Origin of the sequence: Methanofollis fontis (assembly GCF_004297185.1) — an archaeon.
GTDB classification, from domain to species: domain Archaea; phylum Halobacteriota; class Methanomicrobia; order Methanomicrobiales; family Methanofollaceae; genus Methanofollis; species Methanofollis fontis.
The window spans coordinates 617680-640078 of record NZ_PGCL01000001.1 but is presented as its reverse complement, the minus strand read 5'-3'; the positions used below and the strand labels follow the sequence as shown (position 1 = coordinate 640078).

Here is a 22399-nt window from a genome sequence, read left to right as displayed (position 1 = left end):
TTTGACATTCTGGGTTAACTCAGCCCAATTAATGAGGTCAATAATATCAGATCGAGCAATAGGAGGAAAATCATGTCATGGGAGCGTGTTTGGGGTTCAACGGAGTTTGTCGTGGTGGATGGTGAAACAGGCACCGTATACGCGAAACCTAACGCATCAACCGGGCTCACTGGTGGGATCTATCAATGGGATGGAACACCTTTCGGCTGGAAGGCACTCGGAGGCAAGATGGCCACCTGTGTGACGGCTGGCTGGGCACCAAAGAGCTATCTTTACGGCATTGATGATCTGGGAGAAGTACATCGCTATGACCGAGGTGCAGGATCCTGGATATCTATAGGAGGCCCCTCGAATGGAAAGGCGAAAGTGATCTTTGGAGGACCAGATCAGTTGATAGCAGTCGCAGCGCAAGGTTCGTCGGACATATTCCAATGGGAAGAGTCAGCAAGTGCTTGGAGACGGATCGGGGGACCAGCCAAAAAAATCGTGATTGGCAAGAGTGGTGACATCGAGTTTAAGTTTCAGGTCTATGGTCAGTCACCAGACGACGCCCCCACCTCAAAGAAAGGCATTTACCAGTGGCAAGGCAGCTGGCACAAGCAAGGCGGACCAGCGACCGATATATTCGTGAGTCGGTCACAGATCTTCGCCACTAACCCGACATCTGGGGATATCCTCATGAAAAGCCCTACCGGCTGGAAACGCATTGGGGGCCCTGGCCAGCAGTTCGCCACCGATCACAATGGTCATGTTTATGGCATCTCACCAGGAGGCGGAGCTGTCTTCCGCTGGACTGGCACACCAAACAACTGGGAGAAGATAGGTGGCGCTGCATCGGCGATCTTCGCCGGATGGGATGGCCAGTTGTTCGCGACCAGCCCGACAACATCAGAGTTGTGGCACTATCGGCCCACATGTCAAGATGTAGGAACAATGCCGGCTTTTCATGGAGTAATCCACACAGAGAAGATGAAAAACATCTTGGGCCCCCGTAAGATAATGATCATCCTATGGGATCCCCACCGGCCGAGTCACCCCCGCCCGGCCCGAGAGCAAGTCGAGTCCACAATCTTCGGCCCCAAACCAAGCCTCCAAAACTGGATACAGGAGAATTCAGGCGGAAGGGCGACGCTCGTGAACGCAGGCGTCTTCGGCTGGTATGACGCACCAGCCTCCAAACAAGGTGATCACTATTGGGACAACCCTGATCCAAACTCTGAAGATCCAGCCAAGCGCAGCCCAACATACCATGCGGATAAGTACCACGACGGTTGGCTCAGCGGACATGTTGAGAAGTGGGCGGACGCTATCCGCCGCGCTGCCAGTGATACGAATTTTGCATCGCACGATGTGAGCGGCAATGGCAAGCTGACATCGAATGAACTCGGCATCTTCCTCTGCTACCCGCAGAATAAATCCCTCGGATACGGCCGACCTACTGCAGGTAAGCAGCATCCTACGGCGGAACCTCTGGTTGTCGATGGTGTTGAGATCCCATGGATCGTGGAATGGTACCTCGGTTCGCCACCTAACTTCGGCGTTGGAGCGCACGAACTCGGCCACCTTATGCTCAACACACCAGACCTGTACTTCATGGGCCACTGGCCGTTTGCTGCCGCCGCGTACTCAGTGTCGGATCAGGCTCTAGGTCAACACCTGTCGGCGCCCGAGAAACTCAAGCTCGGTTGGCTCGACTACACCGTCGTCACCCATGACGGCAACTACACCCTTACCGATGTCGAAACCACCAGCAAGGCACTGATCGTGATGAACCCTAAGAGGGGTGGTGACGAATACTTCCTCCTTGAGAATCGGTGGCGCGGCACATCTTACGACGCTGGCGGCTTCGGCATTGGCCCCGGCATTCCCGCCGATGGTCTGGCCATCTGGCATGTCATCGAAGACCCTGCCTTATTTAACACGGTGACGCCATGGCCACCGACCGGCGTACAGAACGAATGGGGAAGGCTAGGTATCCGAATGATCCGTGCGAACGGAGGTGCCCCAGTCGATGATAAAAAAGCCCTATTTTCGATTGCCGATACCGTCATATCCGACTTCACTCACCCTGCGAACCTTCGATGGCTGCATGACAAACCAAGTGGGATTCGTATCAAGATGCTCAATGACGCCTCTCCTACGATTCATCTTGAGATCGGTGTTAGTTGTCCAGGATAATATCACAAAACACAGAATACCCCCTCACACCCCCCGGATCCCCTCCTCCACGATCACATAATCGAACGAGGTATCCGCCGGTCTCGACCGGTGCTTCTCCAGCACGATCCTCCGCGTACCGCCCCGCCGCTCGATCCGCAGGATCGCCTTCGAAATATGCCCGAGGGAGGTGCCGCCCAGCCCGAAGAAGACGTCGGTGTCCACGTCCATATACACCTGGTTGGTGATCAGCACCGGGATCTCGTACTTCTTCGCATACCCTAAAAGCAGCACCATATGGCGGGAGAGGGTGCGGAGGGCGTCCTTCATCGTCCCGAGTTCTGAGCGGTAGAGGGCCGTGGCCGAGTCCATGACGATCAGCCCGACATTCTTCGCCCGCAGCAGCGCCTCGGCCTCGCCGATCATCGCCCCCTCCTGGACGAAATCCGATGGTTCGAAGAGGTAGAGGCGTTCGGCCAGGGCCTCGGCCTCCTCACCTGCGATCTGCTCGAAGCGGTCGGCCGAGAAGCCCTCGGTATCGATGAACACCACCGACTCGCCCCCCCGCAGGCAGGAGACCGCCGCCATGATCGCAAGGGTGCTCTTCCCGCTGCCGGGTTCGCCATAGACCTGCGTGATCGTCCGCCGCTCCAGACCGCCGCCCAGGAGGTCATCGAGGGGGGCGGAACCCGTGGAAAGGCGCGAGAGCCTCATCGCCCCTCCCCCTCCAGGTCATGCCATGCCGCCTCCTCGACGATCCGGGCCAGGTGCCGCACCGGCACGCCCAGGTCCTCGGCCCACGCCCGCACCTCATCGGACTCGGCCTTCACCGAATACACCGAACCCTCCAGGGAGGCGACCTTCACCGCGATCTCCCGGCGCTCGCCGGCATACTCGGTTGTCACCAGTACCATCCGGCGTTCTGCGGTGAGGCGGTGGACCGAGGAGATGCAACGCACCCCCAGGGTGCCGAGTTCTGTGGCCATCATCGTCGAGAGGCGGGCGGAATCGGCCGGCCGACAGACCACCCGCACCAGGTGGCCCGCCCGCCCCTTCTTCATCGTCGCCGGTATCACCGATACATCCCTGGCCCCGGCCGCAAACAGGCACTCCATCGCATGGGCAAGCACCTCCCCGGTGACATCATCCACATTCGTCTCCAGCAGGTCCACCGTGTCGCCGCCCGAACCCTCTTCGGATTCCATCACGACCGCCCTGAGCACATTGGGCACCCCCTCGGGGTCGCGGCTGCCGGCGCCGTATCCGCTGGCGATCACCCTCGCCGCACCGATCCGGTCCGCCCGGACGGTCGAGAACTCGGCAAGCAGGGCGGCGCCCGTCGGGGTGCAGAGCTCCCCCTCCCCGCCGCCGACGACGGTTTCAAGGTCCGACTCCCGCAACACCGCCAGCGTCGCCGGCGCCGGGACCGGGATGACGCCATGGGCCGAGCGGACCGTCCCCCTCCCCAGGGCCACCGGCATCACCGCCACGGCGTCCACGTGCAGGCTTTCGAGCGCCGTGCACGCCCCGATCACGTCGGCAATCGCATCGTCCGCCCCCACCTCGTGGAAGTGCGGGGCATGACCGTGGACGCTCTCCTCTGCCCGGGCGATCCGCCCATAGACCCGGCGTGCACGTGCAATCGCCGCCGCCGGGGCGTCCGCACCCTCCACGATGGCAAGCACCTCGTCGAGGCTGCGGTGGGCGTGCCCGGCCCGCGTCTCCACGCGGACCGCCCCGATCCCGCAGCGTTCGGTCCGGGAGAAGACGGGGTCCGCCACCACCGAGGCCATCGCCGCACGGACCTGCGCCTCGTCCGCACCGGCATCGAGGAGGGCCCCGATCGCCATATCACCCGCCGCACCGTGGAATGGATCAAGAAGGAGAAGCCGCATAACTGTGGCAGTACTTATAAATCCGGGCGTATATGATTGTAACGAATGCCGGAAATCTACCTTAAGGTCGACAGAGCATATCCGGAGGACCAGGGCGGGGGGAAGGCGCGCCTGGATCCCGACACCATGCTCCAGCTCCGTCTTTCGCCCGGTGATCTCGTTGAGATCACCGGGAAACACCGGACCGTTGCCAAGGTCTGGCGGGCGATGGTCTCGGACTGGCAGCAGGGAAAGATACGCATCGATAAATTCACCCGTGAAAACGCCGGGGTGGCCGTGGGGGACCGCATCCTTGTCAGAAAGGCGGAAAACGAGGTCGAGGCCCAGCACGTCGTGCTCGCCCCGCCCGAGGACATGCCCAGGCAGATCCCGATCAATTTCCAGAGCGTCGTCAACCACCTCATCGACTTCCCGATCATCAAGAACGACACCGTCCCGATACAGGCCGGACTCCCGTTCATGCAGCCGCAGATCGTGGCCTTCAAGGCCGTCGTCGTGGAGCCCGAGGACGCCATCATCATCACCAAGAATACGAAGGTCGAGTTCTCAGAAAAACCGGTGGCCGGGTTCGACGGAGCCAGAAAGATCTCCTACGAGGACATCGGCGGGCTCAAGGACGAACTCCAGCGGGTGCGGGAGACGATCGAACTCCCGATGCGCCACCCCGAACTCTTCAGGAAGCTCGGGATCGACCCGCCCAAGGGGGTGCTCCTCTACGGACCGCCCGGCACCGGCAAGACCCTGATTGCAAAGGCCGTCGCCTCGGAGTCGGGGGCGCACTTCATCTCCATCGCCGGGCCCGAGGTGATCTCGAAGTACTACGGCGAGTCGGAGCAGCGCCTGCGGGAGGTCTTCGAAGACGCCCGCCAGAACGCACCCTCGATCATCTTCATCGACGAACTGGACTCGATCGCACCCAAGCGCGAGGACGTCACCGGCGAGGTGGAGCGGCGGGTGGTTGCCCAGCTCCTGACGATGATGGACGGCCTCGAGGAGCGCGGGCAGGTCGTGGTGATCGGGGCGACCAACCGCCTGGACGCCATCGACCCCGCACTCCGGCGCCCTGGACGCTTCGACCGGGAGATCGATATCGGTGTACCGAACGAACGCGACCGGACCGAGATCTTCAGGATCCACACGCGGGGGATGCCATTGGCTGATGACGTGGACCTCGGCGACCTCGCCCGGCAGACCCACGGCTTTGTCGGCGCCGACCTGGCGGCGCTGGCGCGGGAAGGGGCGATCCGGGCGCTGCGGCGCTACCTGCCGGATATCGATCTCGAGGCGGACGAAATCCCGCCCGATGTGCTGGAGCGGATGGAAGTGCAGGCCGGGGACTTCAGGGAGTCCCAGCGCGACGTCTCGCCGAGCGCCATGCGCGAGGTGCTCCTGGAGGTCTCGCATGTGAGCTGGGAGGACGTCGGCGGGCTCGAGTCCGAGAAGGAAGAGGTGCGTGAGGCCGTGGAGTACCCGCTCACCAGCAGGGAGCGGTTTGAGGACCTCGGCATCCACCCGCCCCGCGGCGTGCTCCTCTACGGACCGCCCGGCACCGGCAAGACCCTGATCGCAAAGGCCGTGGCCTCAGAATCCGGAGCAAACTTCATCCCGGTGCGGGGCCCGCAGCTCCTCTCGAAGTGGGTCGGCGAGTCCGAACGGGCGGTGCGGGAGATCTTCAAGAAGGCCCGGCAGGTGGCGCCGTCGATCATCTTCTTCGACGAACTCGACGCCCTGGCCCCGGCACGGGGCGGCGGCACCGAATCGCACGTGATAGAGAGCGTCTTAAACCAGATCCTCACCGAGATGGACGGCCTCACCGAACGCGGCGACGTGGTGGTGATGGGGGCGACCAACCGCCCGGACATCGTCGATCCCGCCCTGCTGCGTCCGGGCCGGTTCGACCGATTGGTGTATATCGGCGCCCCGGACCGGAAGGGACGGGAGACGATCCTGAACATCCACACCCGCTATATGCCGATCGAGGGATCGGTCATGAACGAGGCCGTCAGCGTCACCGACGGGCTGGACATCTCTGCCCTCGAGGACATCGCCGCCTCATTGCCCGGGGACGCACCCCTGGAGATCGAGACCTTCAGAACAGCGTCGCAGGGAGTCTCAAAGGGGCATGGCGAACCCCTCGCTCCCGGGGCCAGGCGGCGACTGATCGCCGACCTCCTCCATGCCCGACGGCTCCGTCTCGTCGACCCCGGCAGGAAGGCGGTTCTCCAGGGTATCGCCACCATGACCGAGGGCTATGTGGGGTCAGACCTGGAGGCGCTCTGCCGGGAGGCGGGGATGTTTGCCATGCGGGAAGAGACCGGAGTCGTCCTGAAAAAGCACCTCGAAGAGGCGGCCGGAAAGGTGCACCCCACGATGAACGAGCGGTTGTCCGATTACTACAACCGTGTCCGCGGCCATTTCAAGGGAGGGCTCCCCGAACAGGTCCAGCCCCCCGAATACCAGTAACCTTTTTTCCGGGCGGGGCCCCACATATATAGTACACTGTACACACTCATACATTAAGGCCGATTGTTGCCGAACAGGAGTTCAGGATGCCGAATATCACCACATTTCTCGATGTCAATGCCCGTTATCTGAACGGTCCCGCATTTGTCTTCGGAAGGGACGGCCGGAGCCTCACCTTCCCGGAACTGCGGGACACCGCCTGCCGCCTGGCCGGAGGGCTCGAGGCCCTCGGCGTGATGAAGGGCGAGCGGGTCTGCATCTATCTCGATACCTCCCCTGAATATCTCCTCTCCTACTTCGCGATCTGGCGAATCGGGGCTATCGCCGTCCCCACCAGCACCGTCTGGCACGAGGACGAACTGCGCTACGCCATCCAGGATTCCGGTGCGGTCGCCGTCATCACCGATGGGCGGGGCACGGAGACCGTGCGGCGGATCCAGGGAGAGTGCCCGGCCCTGGCCCACATCTGCGTGACGGATGGGGCACAAGAGGGCGAGGTCCCATGGGAGGACCTCTATGCCGCCGAACCGCTGGAAGGCGCCGTCAACTGCGCCTTCGACGACCTCTGCCAGCTCCAGTACACCTCAGGAACGACCGGGAGGCCGAAGGGGGCGATGCTCTCCCACGGCAACTGGATGAACGCCCTGGCCACCGAACGCGAGGTGCTCGATCTGAGGGAGGGCGACGTCTATCTCGGCATCTACCCGATGGGGCATGTGGGCCTCTCCTGGGGGCTTGCCGTGCTCAAGGCGGGAGGCACCTTCATCTGCATGGACCGCTTCGACCCCGGGGAATACCTCCGACTGATCGAGGAGCACCGGGTCACCGTGCTGGCGGCGATGCCGCCGGTGATCCACACCCTGATCCGCTCGAAACCCGGCACCGAAGAGCGGCTGAAGAGTGTCAGGTGCGTCATCAGCGGCGGCGGCCCCCTGCTTCCGGTCATCTGGGAGGAGTTCGACCGGCGGTTTTCGATCCCGATCGTGAACGCCTACGGACTCTCCGAGACGATCGTCGTCGGATCGGCGACCACCGTCGTCCCCTCCCACTATGACCTCCACCGCGGCCACCTCTCCGTCGGGGCGCCGGTCGGGTATGCCGAGGTGCGGGTGGTGGCCGAAGAGGATCCTGACCGCGAACTCGACGCCGGCGAGATCGGGGAGATCGCCCTCCGCGGCCCCTCGGTGGCACAGGGCTACTGGGGGATGCCGGAGGCCACCGAACGGGTCTTCCTCCCGGAAGGCTGGTTCCTGACCGGCGACCTCGGGTATCTGGACAGAGACGGCGTGCTCTTCATCACCGACCGGAAAAAGGACATGATCATCATGTCGGGGTGGAAGATCTACCCCACCGAGGTGGAGAACGTGATCATCGAACACCCCGGCATCGCCGATGTGGCCATCTTCGCCCGCCCGGATGAGCGACGCGGCGAGGTGCCGGTGGCGGCCGTCGTGCTGAACCCCGGTCACCAGATCACCCAGGCGGACCTGGAGGCCTACTGCAGGGAGCGGCTTGCCAGTTACAAGGTGCCGCGAGAGATGGTGATCGTCGACGACCTGCCGCGCGTCGGCGGCTGGAAACTGCTCAGGCGAACCCTCAGAGAGCACTACCCGGAGCCCACCACAGACTAATCTTTTTTTACTGCGAAAAAGCCCAGGCCCGCGTATGGAGAAGCGAAGCATTCATATACAGGAATCGCCAGTAACTGATAGAGATCATCTGGACCGGGCCGGCGGCCCGGAGGGGTGCAATACAGGAATGGAACGTGAAGACCGACGATCAACAGGGCTTGTGGGGCTCGATCTTGCCCTTGAAGGAGGGATACCAAAGGGTGCGGTGATCCTTGTGGTGGGTAACCCGCTCAATGGTCTCGACCTCTTTGCCCGGCAGTTCTGGCAGATCGAGGAGGAGAAAAGCGATGGCGGCACCTATCTGATACTCGACGGCGACCCACTCGAGGGCATGATCGATGTCAGGGAGAAAAAACTCGGACAGTTCGGCGACCTGATGCAGGGAGAGAGGGTCGTCGTGGACTCACTCTCGACGCTCATCCTGGACCACGGGCTTGATGCCGCCCTCGACCTTATCAGGCAGGCGCAGGACTACGCCCGCAGGGAAGGGGCAAATGTGCTCTGCACCCTCTACGAAGGTCTGCACTCACCTATCGAGGAGATCAGACTCTTCCGCGCCGCTGACGGCTACTTTGAACTCAGGCAGCAGATCGACGGGTCGGAGGTCCAGCGCAAGATGGGCATATTCAAGATGAAGGGGCTTGACCTCCCGAACCAGCTGGTGCCCTACAATATCACCGCCGAGGGGCTCGAACTCTCGACCACCAAACGGGTGGTGTGAGCAGACCGATTCCAGGGACCGGAGCATCCACGATCCCCACTCCTCTCAAAAAAAGAAATTTTTTTGCATCAGAGTTCGGCCCTGACCGCCGCGGCGGCCCGGACCATATTCGAGAGCTTCTCAAAGGCGACGTCGCGCTGGAGCATCCGCAGCCCGCAGTCCGGGTCCAGGATCATCTGATCCGGGCCGAAGACCTCAACACCCTTCTCGATCCGCTTCTGGATCGTCTCCACGCTCTCCACACCGGGATCGGCCGAGGCAACACAGCCAAAGCCCACGCTCCGCCCCTTCAGGTCCCGCCTGGAGAGCACCTCCAGGTTTTCGGCACTTTCTGAGAACTCAAAGTCCAGCACCGAGACCTGCACCCGCAGGACATCATCGATCACCCCTCCGATCTCACCGCAGACGTGCATGCACGATGGGACGCGGAGCACCGAGGCGATCATATCCACCGCCTGCCGCCCGACGACGAGATCGGCGGCGCCGGTGGAGAAGATCGGTTCGTCGATCTGGATCATCGTCGCACCCGCCGCCTCCAGGGCCCGCGCCTCGGCGGAGAGCGCCTGCGCCAGGTCCAGGATCAGTTCGGCCCGGCCCCGGTAGGTGGGGGTGTCGATCCGCAGGCCATGCGCAAGCGTCGAGGGGCCCGTGATGATCCCCTTCACCTTCGGGTGCCGGGAGAGGGCGTATCTGGTGTCGGCGACGGTGAGGGGGGTCGGCGGGGCCTCCACCCGCCCGATCACCCGCTGCGCCCGGATCCCGGGCAGGCGGGAGACGAAGGCGGTGATCATGTCGCCCCGCACCTGCCCGTCAGATATGATATCGATCCCGGCGCGGATCTGGTCGGCAACCGCCGTCTCGACCGCACCCCTGAAGGGATCCAGGATGCCGCGCAGACCGCCGGCCTTCACCACCGGATAACTCCCGACAACCGTCGTGGGGAGGGGGTGCGACGAGAGGTTCATGGCACAACTCTGTGGCGGTCACGCGGGAAGAGCACCGCCTCCCTGATGTTCTGGAGACCGAGCATCGTCATGATCAGCCGCTCCATCCCCATACCCCATCCGGCGTGCGGGGGCATGCCGTACCGGAAGGGCTTCAGATAGAACTCAAAACCGTCCGGATTGAGGCCCTTCGCCGCGATCTGCTCCACAAGCAGGTCGTGCTGGTGAACGCGCTGCGCACCCGATGAGAGCTCCATGCGCGGGTGCATCATATCGAAGGCCTTGCAGATGGCGGGATCGTCCTCATAGGGCATTGCATAATAGGGCTTGATCTCGGTCGGCCAGTCGGTGATGAAATAGTGCTCCCCCATCTCCTCCCCGATCGCCTTCTCTGACACCGTACCCAGGTCGTCGCCGTAGGCGATCGGTTCGTCGATGCGTGCGGCGGCGATCTCGATCGCCTCGGCATAGGGCAGGCGCGGGAAGGGCGTCTTTGGCACCTCGAACTCCACACCGAGGTCGGCGATGGCGTCGGAGCAGCGCTCGTCCACGGCCGCATACAGGTGCCGGACCAGGTCCTCAAGCAGCACCATGACGTCGTTGTGGTCGGCAAACGAGACCTCCACATCGATCGAGGTGGCCTCGTTCAGGTGACGGACGGTGTTGTGCTCTTCAGCACGGAATATCGGCCCGACCTCGAAGACCTTCTCGAACCCGGCGGCCATCATCATCTGCTTGTAGAGCTGTGGACTCTGGTTCAGGAAGGCCTCCTTCTCAAAGTAGGCGATCGGGAAGAGTTCGGTACCGCCCTCGGTGGCCGCAGCAACGACTTTGGGAGTGGCGATATTGAAAAATCCGCGCTGCGAGAGGAAATCATAGGTGGCGGAGGTGACGGTGCTCCTCACCTTGAAGACCGCCGCCACCCGGGGTTTTCTCACGTCAAGGAAGCGTGCGTCGAGTCTGGTGTCCAGATCGGCCGGCACCTTCTCGACCACGTCGAGGGGGAGGGGGCTTTCGGCAACAGAGACGATCGCAAAGGTCTCGGGATTGAGTTCGCGGCCGCCAGGAGCCTTGTCGATCGCCTTCACAGTGCCGGCGACCCGGACGACCGATTCACGTGAAACGGCTTTTACGGCTTCGAGCACCTCTGCAGGCGCTTTTTTCTTGACAATGGTGACCTGGATGATACCGGTGCGGTCGCGGATGAGGAGGAAGGTTAGACCGCCGAGGTCCCTGACCTCATGGACCCATCCGGCAATCTCGGCACGCCCGCACTCGGGTGTTACGTCGCTGATCGGAATGCGCATGTACAATCCTGTAGGTATAGGGGAGGGAGGGATATGGGTTTTATGTATGGGGCCGCTAGAGGTCGATCTGTTCGCGGCGCCGGAGGTACTGGCGGACGTTCTCAGACTCCACCCAGCCGCAATCGAGCTTCTTGATGATCTCGTCGATCTGGTAGGAGTGGCGCAGGATCTCCTCTGCCATCGGATGCTCGATCATGCTGGCGATCCCGACGATCACCTGCAGGGGATTTCTGATATGGTCGCCCAGCACTGCGAATTGCTCGATATTCCGTTCGAGTTGTTCATAGGCCCGGCTCTTCATCTCCTCGACCGCCTTCCTCTCGGTGATGTCCCGGCAGATCATCATCGAACAGAAGGGGCGCCCCTGTTCGTCCCGCACAAACGAACCAGATACGGCAATGTCGAAGACACTGCCGTCTTGCCTCCGCCCGGCAAAATCGCCCTCGATCGAGGACTCACGGGAGAGACCTTCCCGGATCTGGAGGGCATCCCCACCATTCACAAAAAATTTCCCGAAATCCACACCTCTGAGGGATTCCCTGGCACCGGCCCCGAACATCCGCAGACAGGCGCGGTTCGCATAGATGATCCCCCCGTCCAGATCGGTGATCAGGATGCCGTCGGTCGATGACTCGATCGCCCCCTCCTTGATCCTGAGCTCACGCTCTGCCTCCAGACGGTCGCTGATGTCGCGGGCGACGGCGACAAGATAGAGGCAGTCGCCGAACCGGACATACCTGAGGCTGATCTCAACCGGAATCCGCCCCCCGTCCACCCGCTGGAGGGCGGCGACGAGCGGCGCCGGGGCCTCGCCATCCCGGTGCCGCCCTGAAAACAGGGCACCGATCCGGCCCCTTCCGTTCGGCGGTATCAGGTAGGGGAAATACGCCCCGATAACCGCATGCCTGAGGTACCCGGTCATCTCCCATGCCGAACGGTTGGCGTCCGCAACCACGCCGGTGGCGGCATCGACCAGGTAAAATGCGTCCCCGCTCTGATCGAGGAGGGCCCTGAAGCGTTCAAGATCCGCCATCCGCTTCTGCAGCTCGGGATAATAGCTCTTGTGAATCGAGCGTTCACCGAGACCGATAATCCGGTCCCTTAAATCATCCCGATCAGCAGGGTCAGAGTGCCGCTTCATAGATACCTTCAAGATCCTCGATGGTGGCGGTGCGCGGATTGGTCGCCAGGCAGGGATCAGCGGCCGCCCGAACCGCCAGCGCCTGAATATCCGACCTTCCAACCCCGATATCATGGATGGTGCCGCCGATACCGACCGAGTGCCTGAACTCCCGGATGAGGGATGCGAGTTCGTCCGCCCCGCCCTGACCGGTACCGCCCATAATCCGTGCGATATCCGTATATCGCTCACGTGCAGCGGGATAATTATAGGCGACCACATGCTCGAGGAGGAGGGCGTTGGCGCACCCGTGCGCAATATCCAGGTAACCGCCTAGGGCATGCGCCATGGCATGAACGGCCCCGAGGCTTGCATTGGAGAAGGCGAGACCCGCATGGAGAGAGGCCATCATCGTGCGGTAGCGGCATTCGGGATCGTACAGGTCTTCCATGACAGAGGGGAGGGAGGTGATCACCAGTTCGATCGCCCGCCGTGCATGGAGATCGGTCACCGGCGAACCGGCGTTGGAGACATAGGCCTCGACGGCGTGGACCAGGGCGTCGACACCGGTGAATGCGGTGATATCCGGGGGAAGCGTCAGCAGCGGTCCCGGATCGGCGAGCGATATGTCAGGGACAAGAGTCTTGCTGATGATGGCCACCTTCCGCCGCCCCACCTCGTCGCTGATGATGGCAAACTGCGAGACGTCCGCCGAACTGCCGGCAGTCGTCGGAACGCAGATCAGCGGCGGCCCAGGCAGCCTGACCTCGTCGACGCCCTCGAAGGCCAGAATATGCTCCCGGTTGGAGGAGACCACACCGATACCCTTGGCGCAGTCCATCGGGGATCCACCGCCGACAGCTACGATGCCGGTGCACTCCTCCGCCATGAAGACCTCCGCCCCCCGCATCACCTCGCCGGACTTCGGGTTTTCTGAAAGACCGGTAAAAAGTGTCCAGACAACGCCGGCATCGTCAAGGCTCCTGCAGATATCAACAAACCACTCCTGCGATGCCACATTCCTGTCGCTGACGAGGAGAACTTTCCTGATACCGAAATTCCTGGCATACCGCCCGGCAAGGCCGGATGCACCCGGGCCAAAGATGAACTCAGGGGCAACAAACTTCCGGAGGGCAGGGCCGGATTCCTGGATATTCAGATCACCGCCGGCGCACATTCAGTACAGGTGTATCCTCCTCCGAAGAAATACCTCACGATCTATTCCCACCTGAGGGAACACCCTCTGCCTGCCCTCATCCCAGGAAGCGGCCAGAATGAATAAAAAAAAGGAGAATGCAGCATCATATTCAGGCAAGCACTACATATGCCATCAATGCAGAAAGAAACGCCAGAACGAGCACGAGCACTGCCACCGGGACGACCAGCCCGGCGGTGGCCCCGACCGAACTCCCGAGGCGCGCGATGAGCTGCGACCCGAAGACGACGATCCCGTCGCACCAGAGGCTTGATCCGGCGCTTTCTGCCGGGGCAAGATCGGCAACGGCCTGCAGCACGGTTTTTTCCACTTCAGGCAGGAATTGCTCGACCGGCACCTTCATCCCGATGGGGTTCCTCCCGCTGACCGTATTCACCACATGGGTGTCAGTGGTCAGCACCTCGCACTCGTCCACATGGGAGGCGAGGTGTGCCCGGATCTCTTCACGAACGCCGTGAAGAACATTGTTGCCGTCGAAGAGCACATATGCGGTCGTCTGCCCGGCGGCCTCCACGACCAGCACCTGAACGCCGAGATCCCCGAAGCCCTCCTCCCTCGAATAGGGCAGGCGGCAGGCGGCGACCCCGATCCTGAACGCCCCCTGCGGTTCTGCGGCCAGCGCCGCTGCCGCCGCCGTCGAGCCGCGGATATACTCGTAGGCCTCACGGGAACCGGGCATCACCGGGGGCGGCACCTCGTACATGCAGTTGTGGGCGTCGGCAAAGGCCACATGATCGAAATATTTCCGGCACTCGCCGGCAATCGCAAGCCCGATCGAGGCGTCGATGTCGTCGGTCCGCTCCGGGGAGCGGGTGGAGGCGATGAGCACGGCGTCCCCGAAGCCCTGAGCGAGCAGGTGCACGCTGCCGCACCGGAAACGAAGCGCCGGAGTGGCGGTGTCCTGGTAGGAGAGGCCCTGTTTCGATGCCCGCACCGCCTCAATCACGCCGTCCATCTCCGAGGCCGACACCGGGTTGAAGTCATGGGTCGAACACCCGTGGAGCACGAAGGTGTCCCTGCCGAGGGCGTCGTGGAGGATCTTCGGGAGGTTGCTCCCACCGATCTCGCCGAGGGGGCCGGGGTGGAGACCCGGGATGGTGACCGCCGCCTCATCCCTCCCGGCACGCCGGAAGAATATGGTGGTGTGGGGGACATAGACCGACTGCCCGATGCTCCGGAAGTAGTCCTCAAGGGCCCTTGAGCCCTCGTCCATATAGGCCATGAAGGCGTTTGCGAAGGACAGCGGGCTGATCCCGAAGAGGTGCTTCAGCGGTCGTTCGATGATGGTGATGAGCAGCAGCGTGGCGCCGCCGAGGGCGATCTGGAAGAGGGCGCTGTAGAGGGGGAAGGTGCCGCCGAAGTGCACCATACCGGAGATCCATGCCGGCACGCTCTGGAGGAGGGCGGGGAGAAGGGCATGGAGCAGCCGCGCTTCGGCGACGGCGGCCAGAAACACGATCCTGATCGAGAGCACGATGCCGAGAGAGAGGGCGAAGAAATGCGGGAAGAGCGACTTGGAAAAGAAGAGATAGGGGGAGAGGCTGATCAGCACGGAGGCGACCATGCAGGTGGAGGCGAGGGTGCCAGACCAGTCCCAGGAGAGGCGCCGGGACCTCAGCAGCAGGGGAGAGAGGAGAAAGGCGATCAACGCCGGGACAAGATACCCGAACGTCCCGAGGAGGGGGAATGGCTCTCCGTCGTCGAGGTGGCCAATCCAGCTTGCCCCGTCGATGACCAGACCCAGGACGACGATCAGGGAGAGCGAACTCTTCCAGGACCTGGCCTGGACGATCAGGTTCGAGAGGGATTCAAGACGCGCTTCATCGGTTCCGGGCATGAGAGACCTCCGGGCAAGCGTATGCCCGCACTAGATCTCGCGGTGCCGGCATGATAAACATGGTGTTATGCCCCCGCACTCCGGCGATCTGCGGTGAGCGGCACCACACACACTCTTATGCCGGCAGGATCCACCAGATGGTATGCAGGGGAAGATCACCCTCCTCTTCCTCCTCCTGATCGGGGCGGTGCTGGCAGGCGGATGCACCGGCGGCGATCAGGACGGAACTACCCCGGAACCCACGTCCGTTCCCGAAACAACAGCCGAACCCTCCCCCACCGTCGGTGCGATCGAGCAGCCCGTGCCGACACCACCGGGCGACTGGGGCGGGGACAGCCCCTATGAAGTCGGTTTCGTCGATCCCTCCACCTACCATATCCCGACGCCGACACCGACCGTCGGCATGACGCGGCCCCCGGACGACCTCTACCTGGTGGACTCCTCGGGCGGGTGGGGCAGCGACACCGATCCCTCCCGGATGCGGCCCTACATGAACATCTCGGCGGCGAATGCCAGCGGCGTCATGACCTCCGATATCTTCTACATCCCCTTCCTGTACTGGAGGATCAACGCCACCGTCCTGGCGCACAACGCCGAGTATTCCACATTTAAGATGGAGATCATGGACGCCAACGACCCGAGCCGCGAGGTCGGCGAGATACAGATGTGGGCGTCGGACTTTGCCGGCAACGGCACAGAGCAGACCTATACCCACTCTGAGGACCTGCTCTTCAGGGAGGGGTATAAGGAGTATTACCTGGTCATCAGGCCCTCCTCTATCCGCTCGTTTGATATCAGGATCGAGGGGCCGGCAAAATATATGATCTAATTTTTTTCCCCGGATTGCACAGGACGGGGGGTTCCACCCCCCGATACCCCCCGGTCAATGCGATAAGGGGCAGGGACTGTTATTCGAGCATCCCATGATGAAAGGGCAGATCAAAAGATCAGGGAGAAAAACATCCACAGCCCCGCCCCTATCATAATGACGGGGGGCGGGTCCGGGAGGGGGTCGCCCCCCGATCAGGGGCGGACCGCCCTTCCCAAACAGCACGGGACGGGGGGTTCCACCCCCCGATACCCCCGGTCAATGCGATAGGGACGGTGACTGGTTCCAGGGGATATTCGGGGATGAAGAGAGTGGTTTTGTGCATCCATCCGGGAGGATGCAAACCGTTTGCCAGAAACATCTGCATCAACCCCACCTCCACGGTTCCATCGATCCTGCCCCTATCCCATCGACGGGGGTGGGTCCGGGAGGGGTCTCCCCTCCCGGTCAGAGGCGGTACACCAAACTCGCAAAGCATGGGTCGGGGGGTTCCACCCCCCGATACCCTCCGGTCGATGCGATAGGAGCGGGACGTTTCTCTGCAAAATCTCCGGATGCGAGAGCGTCCCGGATACAATTCTGGAGTGAAGACACACCCGAAGAAAAATCACATGGAACTCCCCCAAATGCATGATTCCATCAACCCCGCCCCTATCCCATTGACGGGGCGGTCATGGGAGGGGGTCCCCTCGTGACCGCTACAAAATCAGGTATACTGCCGGTATTGGCCGATCGATTCCAGATATGCCTGCCAGTTCAGGTCGGCATCGGCGATGGCGGAACGCGCCCCGTCGTAGTCGTACCGGAAATAGGCATCTGAGGCCGCCGCCCATCCGGTGAAGGCGTCATGGAGGTGGGTGAGGGCGTCGAGATAGGCGCCTTGCGCCCCGGCACTGGATATGGGGGCATCGATCGAGGCCACATTCGCCCGGTGCACCGCCGTCAGGATCGCCCCCTGATCGGCGAGCGCCCTGAGCCTGAGCATATAGGCATCGCACTCCGCCGTCGAGGGGCGGTCCCCAATGGAGGAGAGGAGATCGGAGACCTCGCCGTTCAGGGGGAGGATCGCACCCTGAGAGGCGCCGATCGCATCATTCAACGCCGTCGTGCGGGTGGACCGGTCCATCTCCTTGTAGAGGTTCCACCCGACATACATCAGACCGACGACCAGCAGGGCGATCACACACCAGATGATCACCTCCTTTGGAATCCTGATCTTTTTCGGCAGGGAGATCTTCACCATGCTCACACCTCCGGCGGGGCCACCGGCACCGCTCCGACCGGGTAGACGGTGTGGTAGATGGGGCGGACCACAAAGCGGAGCGGTATGATCTCCGGGGTCTCGGTGCGCACGCTCTGGAGCGGGACGCCCTGCGCATCACCGATCGACCACGGTCGCCCCCAGCGTTCGTCGATGGTCGTGCCGTTTGAGGCGGTGCCGTTCTCCTCCAGACCGGCGATCCGGACGCACTCGATATAGTTCGTGGTCTCGACGTAATAGTAGCGTTTCCCCTCGTAATCAAAATATTTCGGAGGATAAGCCGAATAAAACGGCTTGAAATCACTCATCTCGATCCCCAGGGCCATATGATCCGAATAGCCCAGGAGGACGACGTCATAGCCCATCATATCCAGGATGGATGCGGCAAGAATAGCGGTGTCCTCGCAGTCCCCCCGCCCGTCGACCAGGGTCTCGAGGGGGTGTTTTGGATATTCGATCCCGGTGGGTGTCGGGAGTGCAGTGGACGGGACGGCGTCCCCGTAATAACTCTCCGGACTGCCGTCGCTCTCGTACGGGATCTGCTGGACGAAGAAAATCACGTCCATGACCATATAATAGGCATCGTCCGGGGTGTTGAAGTGGTCCTCGGCGATGGTGGCGACCAGGTCGGAGAGGTAGGGCACCGCCTCCTCGGAGAGGGCGTATCGACCCCATGCCGGGGTATGGGGGATCCGCGGCAGACTGCGGAGATATTCAAAGAGTTCCTCCGGCACCTCGCACGACCAGGTGCGGATACCGCCGTCGATCGCCGTCCAGCGGTAGTCCGCCTCGATCGTCGGGGCACCCGCATCGATCTCCGGGGGGGCGGGGGTCGAGCGCGGCTGCCAGGGAGAGACCGGGGCGGGACCGGGCGGGGGCTCCTTCCACCACTCCCCGGTCAGCATGGGCTTGACGACCAGGGCAAGGATCAGTACGATCGCCACCGCCGCTACAATCGTGAGGAGATCCTGTCGTTCCATGCCGTCTGCCCGCCTGATCAATACTGCACGCGATCCGCAGATAATCATACCGAAAGGGCGGCAGATGGGATCCGGTATGCGGCACCACCTAATCTGCCGGGATGGTGCAGACGACCGAACAGGACGGGCAGGGCTCCCGTTCAAACTCCAGGGTGCTGTAGTTCACCTCGAAACTCGACAGACGGCATTTGATCTCCCGTTTGATCTCCTCGACGGCGGCGAAATCGTCGGTATCGACGACAACATGGGCGTCCAGGATATTGATATGCGAGCAAAGGCTCCAGAGGTGGACGTTATGCACGCCGCTGACGCCCTCGACCGACTCGATCGCCACGACCACCTCGTCCAGGTCCACGCCCGGGGGTGCGTACTGGAGGAGGATGCCGCCCGACTCCCTGAGGATGGCGGAGGAAGAGATGAGAATGAAGGCGGCGATGCCGATTGAGAGCAGGGGGTCGACGATGCTCTGCCCGGTGAGGGCGATCCAGGCGGCGGCAACGACCACCGCCGCCGACGAAAGGGTGTCGCTGACGACATGGAAAAATGCGGCGCGGACGTTCAGGTCCTCACGCCCGTGAAGCATCCAGGCGACGACCAGGTTGGCGCCAAGGCCGATCAGCCCAACCACCCCCATCAGGGCACCGCCGACCGGGGGCGGCGAGAACAACCGATCCACCGCCTCCATAATTATGACGGCGGCGATCAGCACGAGCAGCAGACCGTTGATGAAGGCGGCCAGCACCTCCAGGCGGTGGTAGCCGAAGGTCCGCCCCTTAGTGGGCAGGCGGTCGGCGATGATCACCGCCCCCAGGGAGAGGGTCAGGGCCAGGGAGTCAGTGAGCATATGGGCGGCGTCCGAGATGAGGGAGAGCGATCCGGAGAGCACGCTGCCCGCCACCTCGACGAGCATGAATCCTGCCGTGATCGCCAGCGCCGCCGCAAGGGCGGACCGGTCCCCGACATCCCCCCGGCCCATGGCGGATGAGTGCGCCTGCGGGGTGATGAACCTGATCCTCCGGCAGGGTTAAGGGAGGCCCCCTCCCACCGATCGCCATACATGGACCTCACCCTGCTCTGCGACAACACCACCATCACCGACCGCTATTTCCTGGGTGAACCCGGGATCTCCTTTTTGATCCGGGACGGACCGACCGGCGTGCTCTTCGACCTCGGGTACTCCGATATTTTCCTGAGAAATGCCATGGCCATGGGCGAGACGCTCCTTGAAATCGAGCGCGTGGTGTTCTCCCACGCCCACCTCGACCACACCTGGGGGCTCCTTCCCCTGCTCAGGCACCTGAACGGGGCGGTGATCGAGGGAAGACCCCATACCCGTCCCGGATACCTCGCCCACCCGGCGATCTTCCGGCATATCAGCGCCGCCGGTCTCCCGGAGATCGGGATGCCGATGGGAGAGGACGACCTCCGCCGCCAGGGCGAGGTGCACCTCTCCCGCGAGCCAGTGGCGATCACCGATGACCTCCATTTCCTGGGCGAGATCCCGCGGCGCTTCTCCTTCGAGGAGGGGCACACCGTCGGGGAGTGCGACGGACGGCCCGATACGGTCCCGGACGACACCGCCCTCGCCTACGCTTCAGAGGACGGCGTGGTCGTGATCACCGGGTGCGCCCATGCCGGCATCTGCTCGACTGTGGAGTATGCACGGGAGGTCTGCGGGGAGGAGCGGGTTGCGGCCGTCATCGGCGGGTTCCACCTCCTCGATGCGAGCGAGGAGCGGATCAACGAAACCTACCGCTACTTCAGGAACCTCTCGCCCGGGCGCATCTACCCCTGCCACTGCACCGGCCTCCCCGCCATCATCGCCCTTGCGGGGTCGTGCAGGGTCGGGGAGGCGGGCGTCGGGCTCAGCCTCTCCTTCGCTCCACGGCCCTGACGATCGCCATCATCTCCCAGGCCAGGGCCTCAGCCCGGCGTTCGTCCGACATCATGGTGTCCAGGCGGAGACTGCCCGGCACATCACAGGAGTCGCGGATGTCCTGCACGAACACATCGCAGAAATCGCGGTAGAGGGTATAGGTCCCGGCCGAAGAGGCTTCCATCCCCCATGCCTCCATCAGGGCGGCGGCGGGCCCGGAGACCGGCCTGTCCCCGATGAAGGGAGAGACGGCGATGACGAACTGCTCTTCAAGCGCCTCCCTGATGCCGCCGCACTCCAGGATCGGCGAGATGCTCGTCACCGGGTTGGACGGCCCGAGGATCACTGCCTCGGCATCCCGGATTGCGGCGATCGCCGCCTCGCTCGCCGCCGGTTCGCGCTCGCCCATCCGCACCACACCGTCGATCGCCACCTCGCCCCGGTGACGCACCCAGTATTCCTGGAAATGCATCGGACCCCCCGCCGTCTCCACATAGGTCGTCACCTCGGCATCGGTCATCGGAAGCACCCGCGCCTGCACGCCCAGGGCATCGGCAATCCGTTCTGTTGCCGCCGTCAGGCTGAGACCGTCCCAGAGCATCCTGGCGCGGGCGATATGGACGGCACGGTCGCGGTCCCCGATGGCGATGAACTCACCGTCATCGATGCGTTCGAGGAACTTGTGGGTGGCAAAGGTGTCGCCCCTGATCCCCCACCAGGTATCGGTGTTCAGCAGACCCGCATACAGGTAGAGGACGGTGTCGATATCAGGCGACATGTGGTTGCCGGAGAGCCACATATCCTCGGCCGTGTTGACGACGACGGCGATCTGATCGTCGGCGACGAGGTTGCGCATCCCCCGCAGGAGTTTCGGCGTCCCGGTGCCGCCGGAGAGAAACGTAATCATAAGACAATAGTTTAAGTGTGCATACATGAAGATTTTTAACGGAACGGCCGATGAAAATCATCAAGGACCCGGTGCACGGCGACATTGAGGTGGGGAAGGCAGCGCTCACCCTCCTCGACTCTCCGGCCCTCCAGCGCCTCCGCCATATCAGGCAGCTGGGGTTTGCCCATCTCGTCTATCCGGGCGCAAACCATACCCGCTTCGAGCACTGCCTCGGCACCATGCACCTGGCATCGGTGCTCTCGCGCCACCTCGGCCTCAACAACGGGGAGCGGGACCTGGTCACCGTCTCGGCGCTCCTCCACGATATCGGCCACGGCCCCTTCTCCCATGTCTCCGAGGCCTTCATGCTGGAACGGACCGGCAGGGGTCACCAGAACGTCGCCGCCCTGCTCGAGGAGGGGCGGACCGCCGCCCTGCTGGCGGAGTGCGGCCTCGACCCCGGAGAGGTGGCCTCCGTGATCAATGGGTCGCACCGCTATGCCGGGATCATCCACGGCGACCTGGACGTGGACCGCATGGACTATCTCCTCAGGGACGCACACTACACCGGCGTGCCCTACGGGATCGTGGACGCCGCACGACTCGTCCGCTCCACGGTCGGGACGGAGACCGGGATCGCCCTCGACCAGGGCGGGATCAATGCCGCCGAGTCCCTGCTCATCGCCAGAACCCTGATGCGCCCGGTGGTCTATTACCACCATGTCTCGCGGATCGCCACCTCGATGTTCCACCTCGCCCTCATCGCCCACGCGGCGGAGAGCGGCGAGGAGGCCCCCGACCTGATGCGCCTGGACGACGCCGCTCTCTTCACCCGCCTCCTCTCGTCGCCGGACGACACCGCACAGATGCTGGCGAAGCGCCTCTATCGCCGCCACCTCTACAAGCGGGCGGTGTATGTGGGGCGGGGACAGGTGAACGCCCCCGCCGTCCAGCGGGGCGCCGGTCTGGAGGAAAGCCGGCGTATCGCCGCCGCCATCGCCGCCGAGGCGGGCGTCGGCGAGGAATATGTGCTCGTCGACATCCCGCCCTTCCCCGCCGAGATGTCGATGGAGGTGCGGGTGCGCGACAGGAACGCCCTGGTCGGTCTGGAACAGGTCTCCCCGCTCCTCTCAACCCTGAACGAGACGCGGCGGGAGCAGTGGCGTCTCGGCGTCTACACCACCCCCGACCGGCGGGAGGCGGTGGAGCGAGCGGCATACGAGGTGCTCCACATCAAAAAACCAACGCAGCAGAACAGGCTGCCCATATGAGG

At 63.1% G+C, this 22399-nt stretch carries 18 protein-coding genes; 7 read left to right on the top strand and 11 right to left on the bottom strand.

Features of this window, described 5'->3' with window-relative positions:
- Positions 1 to 72 precede the first annotated feature (72 nt).
- Positions 73 to 2178 carry a hypothetical protein gene (locus tag CUJ86_RS03145; RefSeq protein WP_130646090.1) on the top strand — a complete coding sequence of 702 codons (2106 nt, stop codon included), beginning with the start codon at positions 73 to 75 and terminating at the stop codon, positions 2176 to 2178.
- A gap of 24 nt (positions 2179 to 2202) precedes the next feature.
- Here CUJ86_RS03145 and radB read toward each other — a convergent pair whose 3' ends face one another.
- Together radB and larC are read right to left on the bottom strand one after the other, a co-directional pair.
- Positions 2203 to 2871, bottom strand: coding sequence for a DNA repair and recombination protein RadB (radB, locus tag CUJ86_RS03140; protein WP_130646089.1), 669 nt, complete (start codon positions 2869 to 2871; stop codon positions 2203 to 2205).
- Complete coding sequence (gene larC / locus CUJ86_RS03135) at positions 2868 to 4052, bottom strand: nickel pincer cofactor biosynthesis protein LarC (protein ID WP_130646088.1); 1185 nt, start codon at positions 4050 to 4052, stop codon at positions 2868 to 2870. The genes radB and larC overlap by 4 nt, the downstream gene beginning before the upstream one ends.
- Before the next feature lie 45 nt (positions 4053 to 4097).
- On the opposite strand from larC, the gene CUJ86_RS03130 reads away from it, so the two are divergent.
- The 3 genes from CUJ86_RS03130 (at position 4098) to CUJ86_RS03120 (ending at position 8867) form a co-directional block, all read left to right on the top strand.
- The gene (locus CUJ86_RS03130; protein ID WP_130646087.1) at positions 4098 to 6515 is read left to right on the top strand and encodes a CDC48 family AAA ATPase; all 2418 of its coding nucleotides are present in this window, start codon (positions 4098 to 4100) and stop codon (positions 6513 to 6515) included.
- 86 nt (positions 6516 to 6601) lie between these two features.
- A complete protein-coding gene (locus CUJ86_RS03125) occupies positions 6602 to 8146 on the top strand; it encodes a class I adenylate-forming enzyme family protein (protein ID WP_130646086.1) in 1545 nt (514 codons plus the stop codon).
- A 127-nt stretch (positions 8147 to 8273) separates the two neighbouring features.
- Positions 8274 to 8867: an RAD55 family ATPase gene (locus CUJ86_RS03120; protein WP_130646085.1), complete on the top strand. Its 594-nt coding sequence runs from the start codon at positions 8274 to 8276 to the stop codon at positions 8865 to 8867.
- Between the two features lie 68 nt (positions 8868 to 8935).
- On the opposite strand, the gene CUJ86_RS03115 is transcribed toward CUJ86_RS03120, so the two are convergent.
- The 5 genes from CUJ86_RS03115 to CUJ86_RS03095 form a co-directional block, all read right to left on the bottom strand.
- Positions 8936 to 9832, bottom strand: a complete 897-nt coding sequence (locus CUJ86_RS03115) for a methionine synthase (protein WP_130646084.1) — start codon at positions 9830 to 9832, stop codon at positions 8936 to 8938.
- A complete protein-coding gene (gene aspS / locus CUJ86_RS03110) occupies positions 9829 to 11118 on the bottom strand; it encodes an aspartate--tRNA(Asn) ligase (RefSeq protein ID WP_130646083.1) in 1290 nt (429 codons plus the stop codon). The genes CUJ86_RS03115 and aspS overlap by 4 nt, the downstream gene beginning before the upstream one ends.
- Before the next feature lie 55 nt (positions 11119 to 11173).
- The gene (locus CUJ86_RS03105) at positions 11174 to 12259 is read right to left on the bottom strand and encodes a PAS domain-containing protein (RefSeq protein WP_130646082.1); all 1086 of its coding nucleotides are present in this window, start codon (positions 12257 to 12259) and stop codon (positions 11174 to 11176) included.
- On the bottom strand, positions 12243 to 13415 hold the full coding sequence (ercA, locus tag CUJ86_RS03100) for an alcohol dehydrogenase-like regulatory protein ErcA (protein WP_130646081.1): 1173 nt from the start codon (positions 13413 to 13415) through the stop codon (positions 12243 to 12245). Before ercA ends, CUJ86_RS03105 begins: the two co-directional genes overlap by 17 nt.
- Before the next feature lie 130 nt (positions 13416 to 13545).
- On the bottom strand, positions 13546 to 15291 hold the full coding sequence (locus CUJ86_RS03095; RefSeq protein WP_130646080.1) for a DUF2070 family protein: 1746 nt from the start codon (positions 15289 to 15291) through the stop codon (positions 13546 to 13548).
- Positions 15292 to 15433: 142 nt separating this feature from the next.
- On the opposite strand from CUJ86_RS03095, the gene CUJ86_RS03090 reads away from it, so the two are divergent.
- Positions 15434 to 16120 (top strand): hypothetical protein, encoded by a 687-nt coding sequence (locus CUJ86_RS03090; protein WP_130646079.1) that lies wholly within the window; start codon positions 15434 to 15436, stop codon positions 16118 to 16120.
- 706 nt (positions 16121 to 16826) lie between these two features.
- Here CUJ86_RS03090 and CUJ86_RS03085 read toward each other — a convergent pair.
- From CUJ86_RS03085 to CUJ86_RS03075, 3 genes are all read right to left on the bottom strand, one after another.
- Complete coding sequence (locus CUJ86_RS03085; protein WP_130646078.1) at positions 16827 to 17363, bottom strand: hypothetical protein; 537 nt, start codon at positions 17361 to 17363, stop codon at positions 16827 to 16829.
- 2 nt (positions 17364 to 17365) lie between these two features.
- Positions 17366 to 18361, bottom strand: a complete 996-nt coding sequence (locus tag CUJ86_RS03080) for a hypothetical protein (protein WP_207231375.1) — start codon at positions 18359 to 18361, stop codon at positions 17366 to 17368.
- Positions 18362 to 18449: 88 nt separating this feature from the next.
- Complete coding sequence (locus tag CUJ86_RS03075) at positions 18450 to 19337, bottom strand: cation diffusion facilitator family transporter (protein WP_130646077.1); 888 nt, start codon at positions 19335 to 19337, stop codon at positions 18450 to 18452.
- Between the two features lie 81 nt (positions 19338 to 19418).
- Between CUJ86_RS03075 and CUJ86_RS03070 the strand changes: the two genes are divergently transcribed.
- Entirely contained in the window at positions 19419 to 20255 is an 837-nt protein-coding gene (locus CUJ86_RS03070; RefSeq protein ID WP_130646076.1) for an MBL fold metallo-hydrolase, read from the top strand.
- On the opposite strand, the gene cofD is transcribed toward CUJ86_RS03070, so the two are convergent.
- Entirely contained in the window at positions 20227 to 21144 is a 918-nt protein-coding gene (gene cofD / locus CUJ86_RS03065; protein ID WP_130646075.1) for a 2-phospho-L-lactate transferase, read from the bottom strand. The genes CUJ86_RS03070 and cofD overlap by 29 nt on opposite strands.
- Before the next feature lie 50 nt (positions 21145 to 21194).
- Here cofD and CUJ86_RS03060 point away from each other — a divergent pair, with 50 nt between their 5' ends.
- Positions 21195 to 22397 (top strand): HD domain-containing protein, encoded by a 1203-nt coding sequence (locus CUJ86_RS03060; protein ID WP_130646074.1) that lies wholly within the window; start codon positions 21195 to 21197, stop codon positions 22395 to 22397.
- The last annotated feature ends 2 nt before the right edge of the window (positions 22398 to 22399 follow it).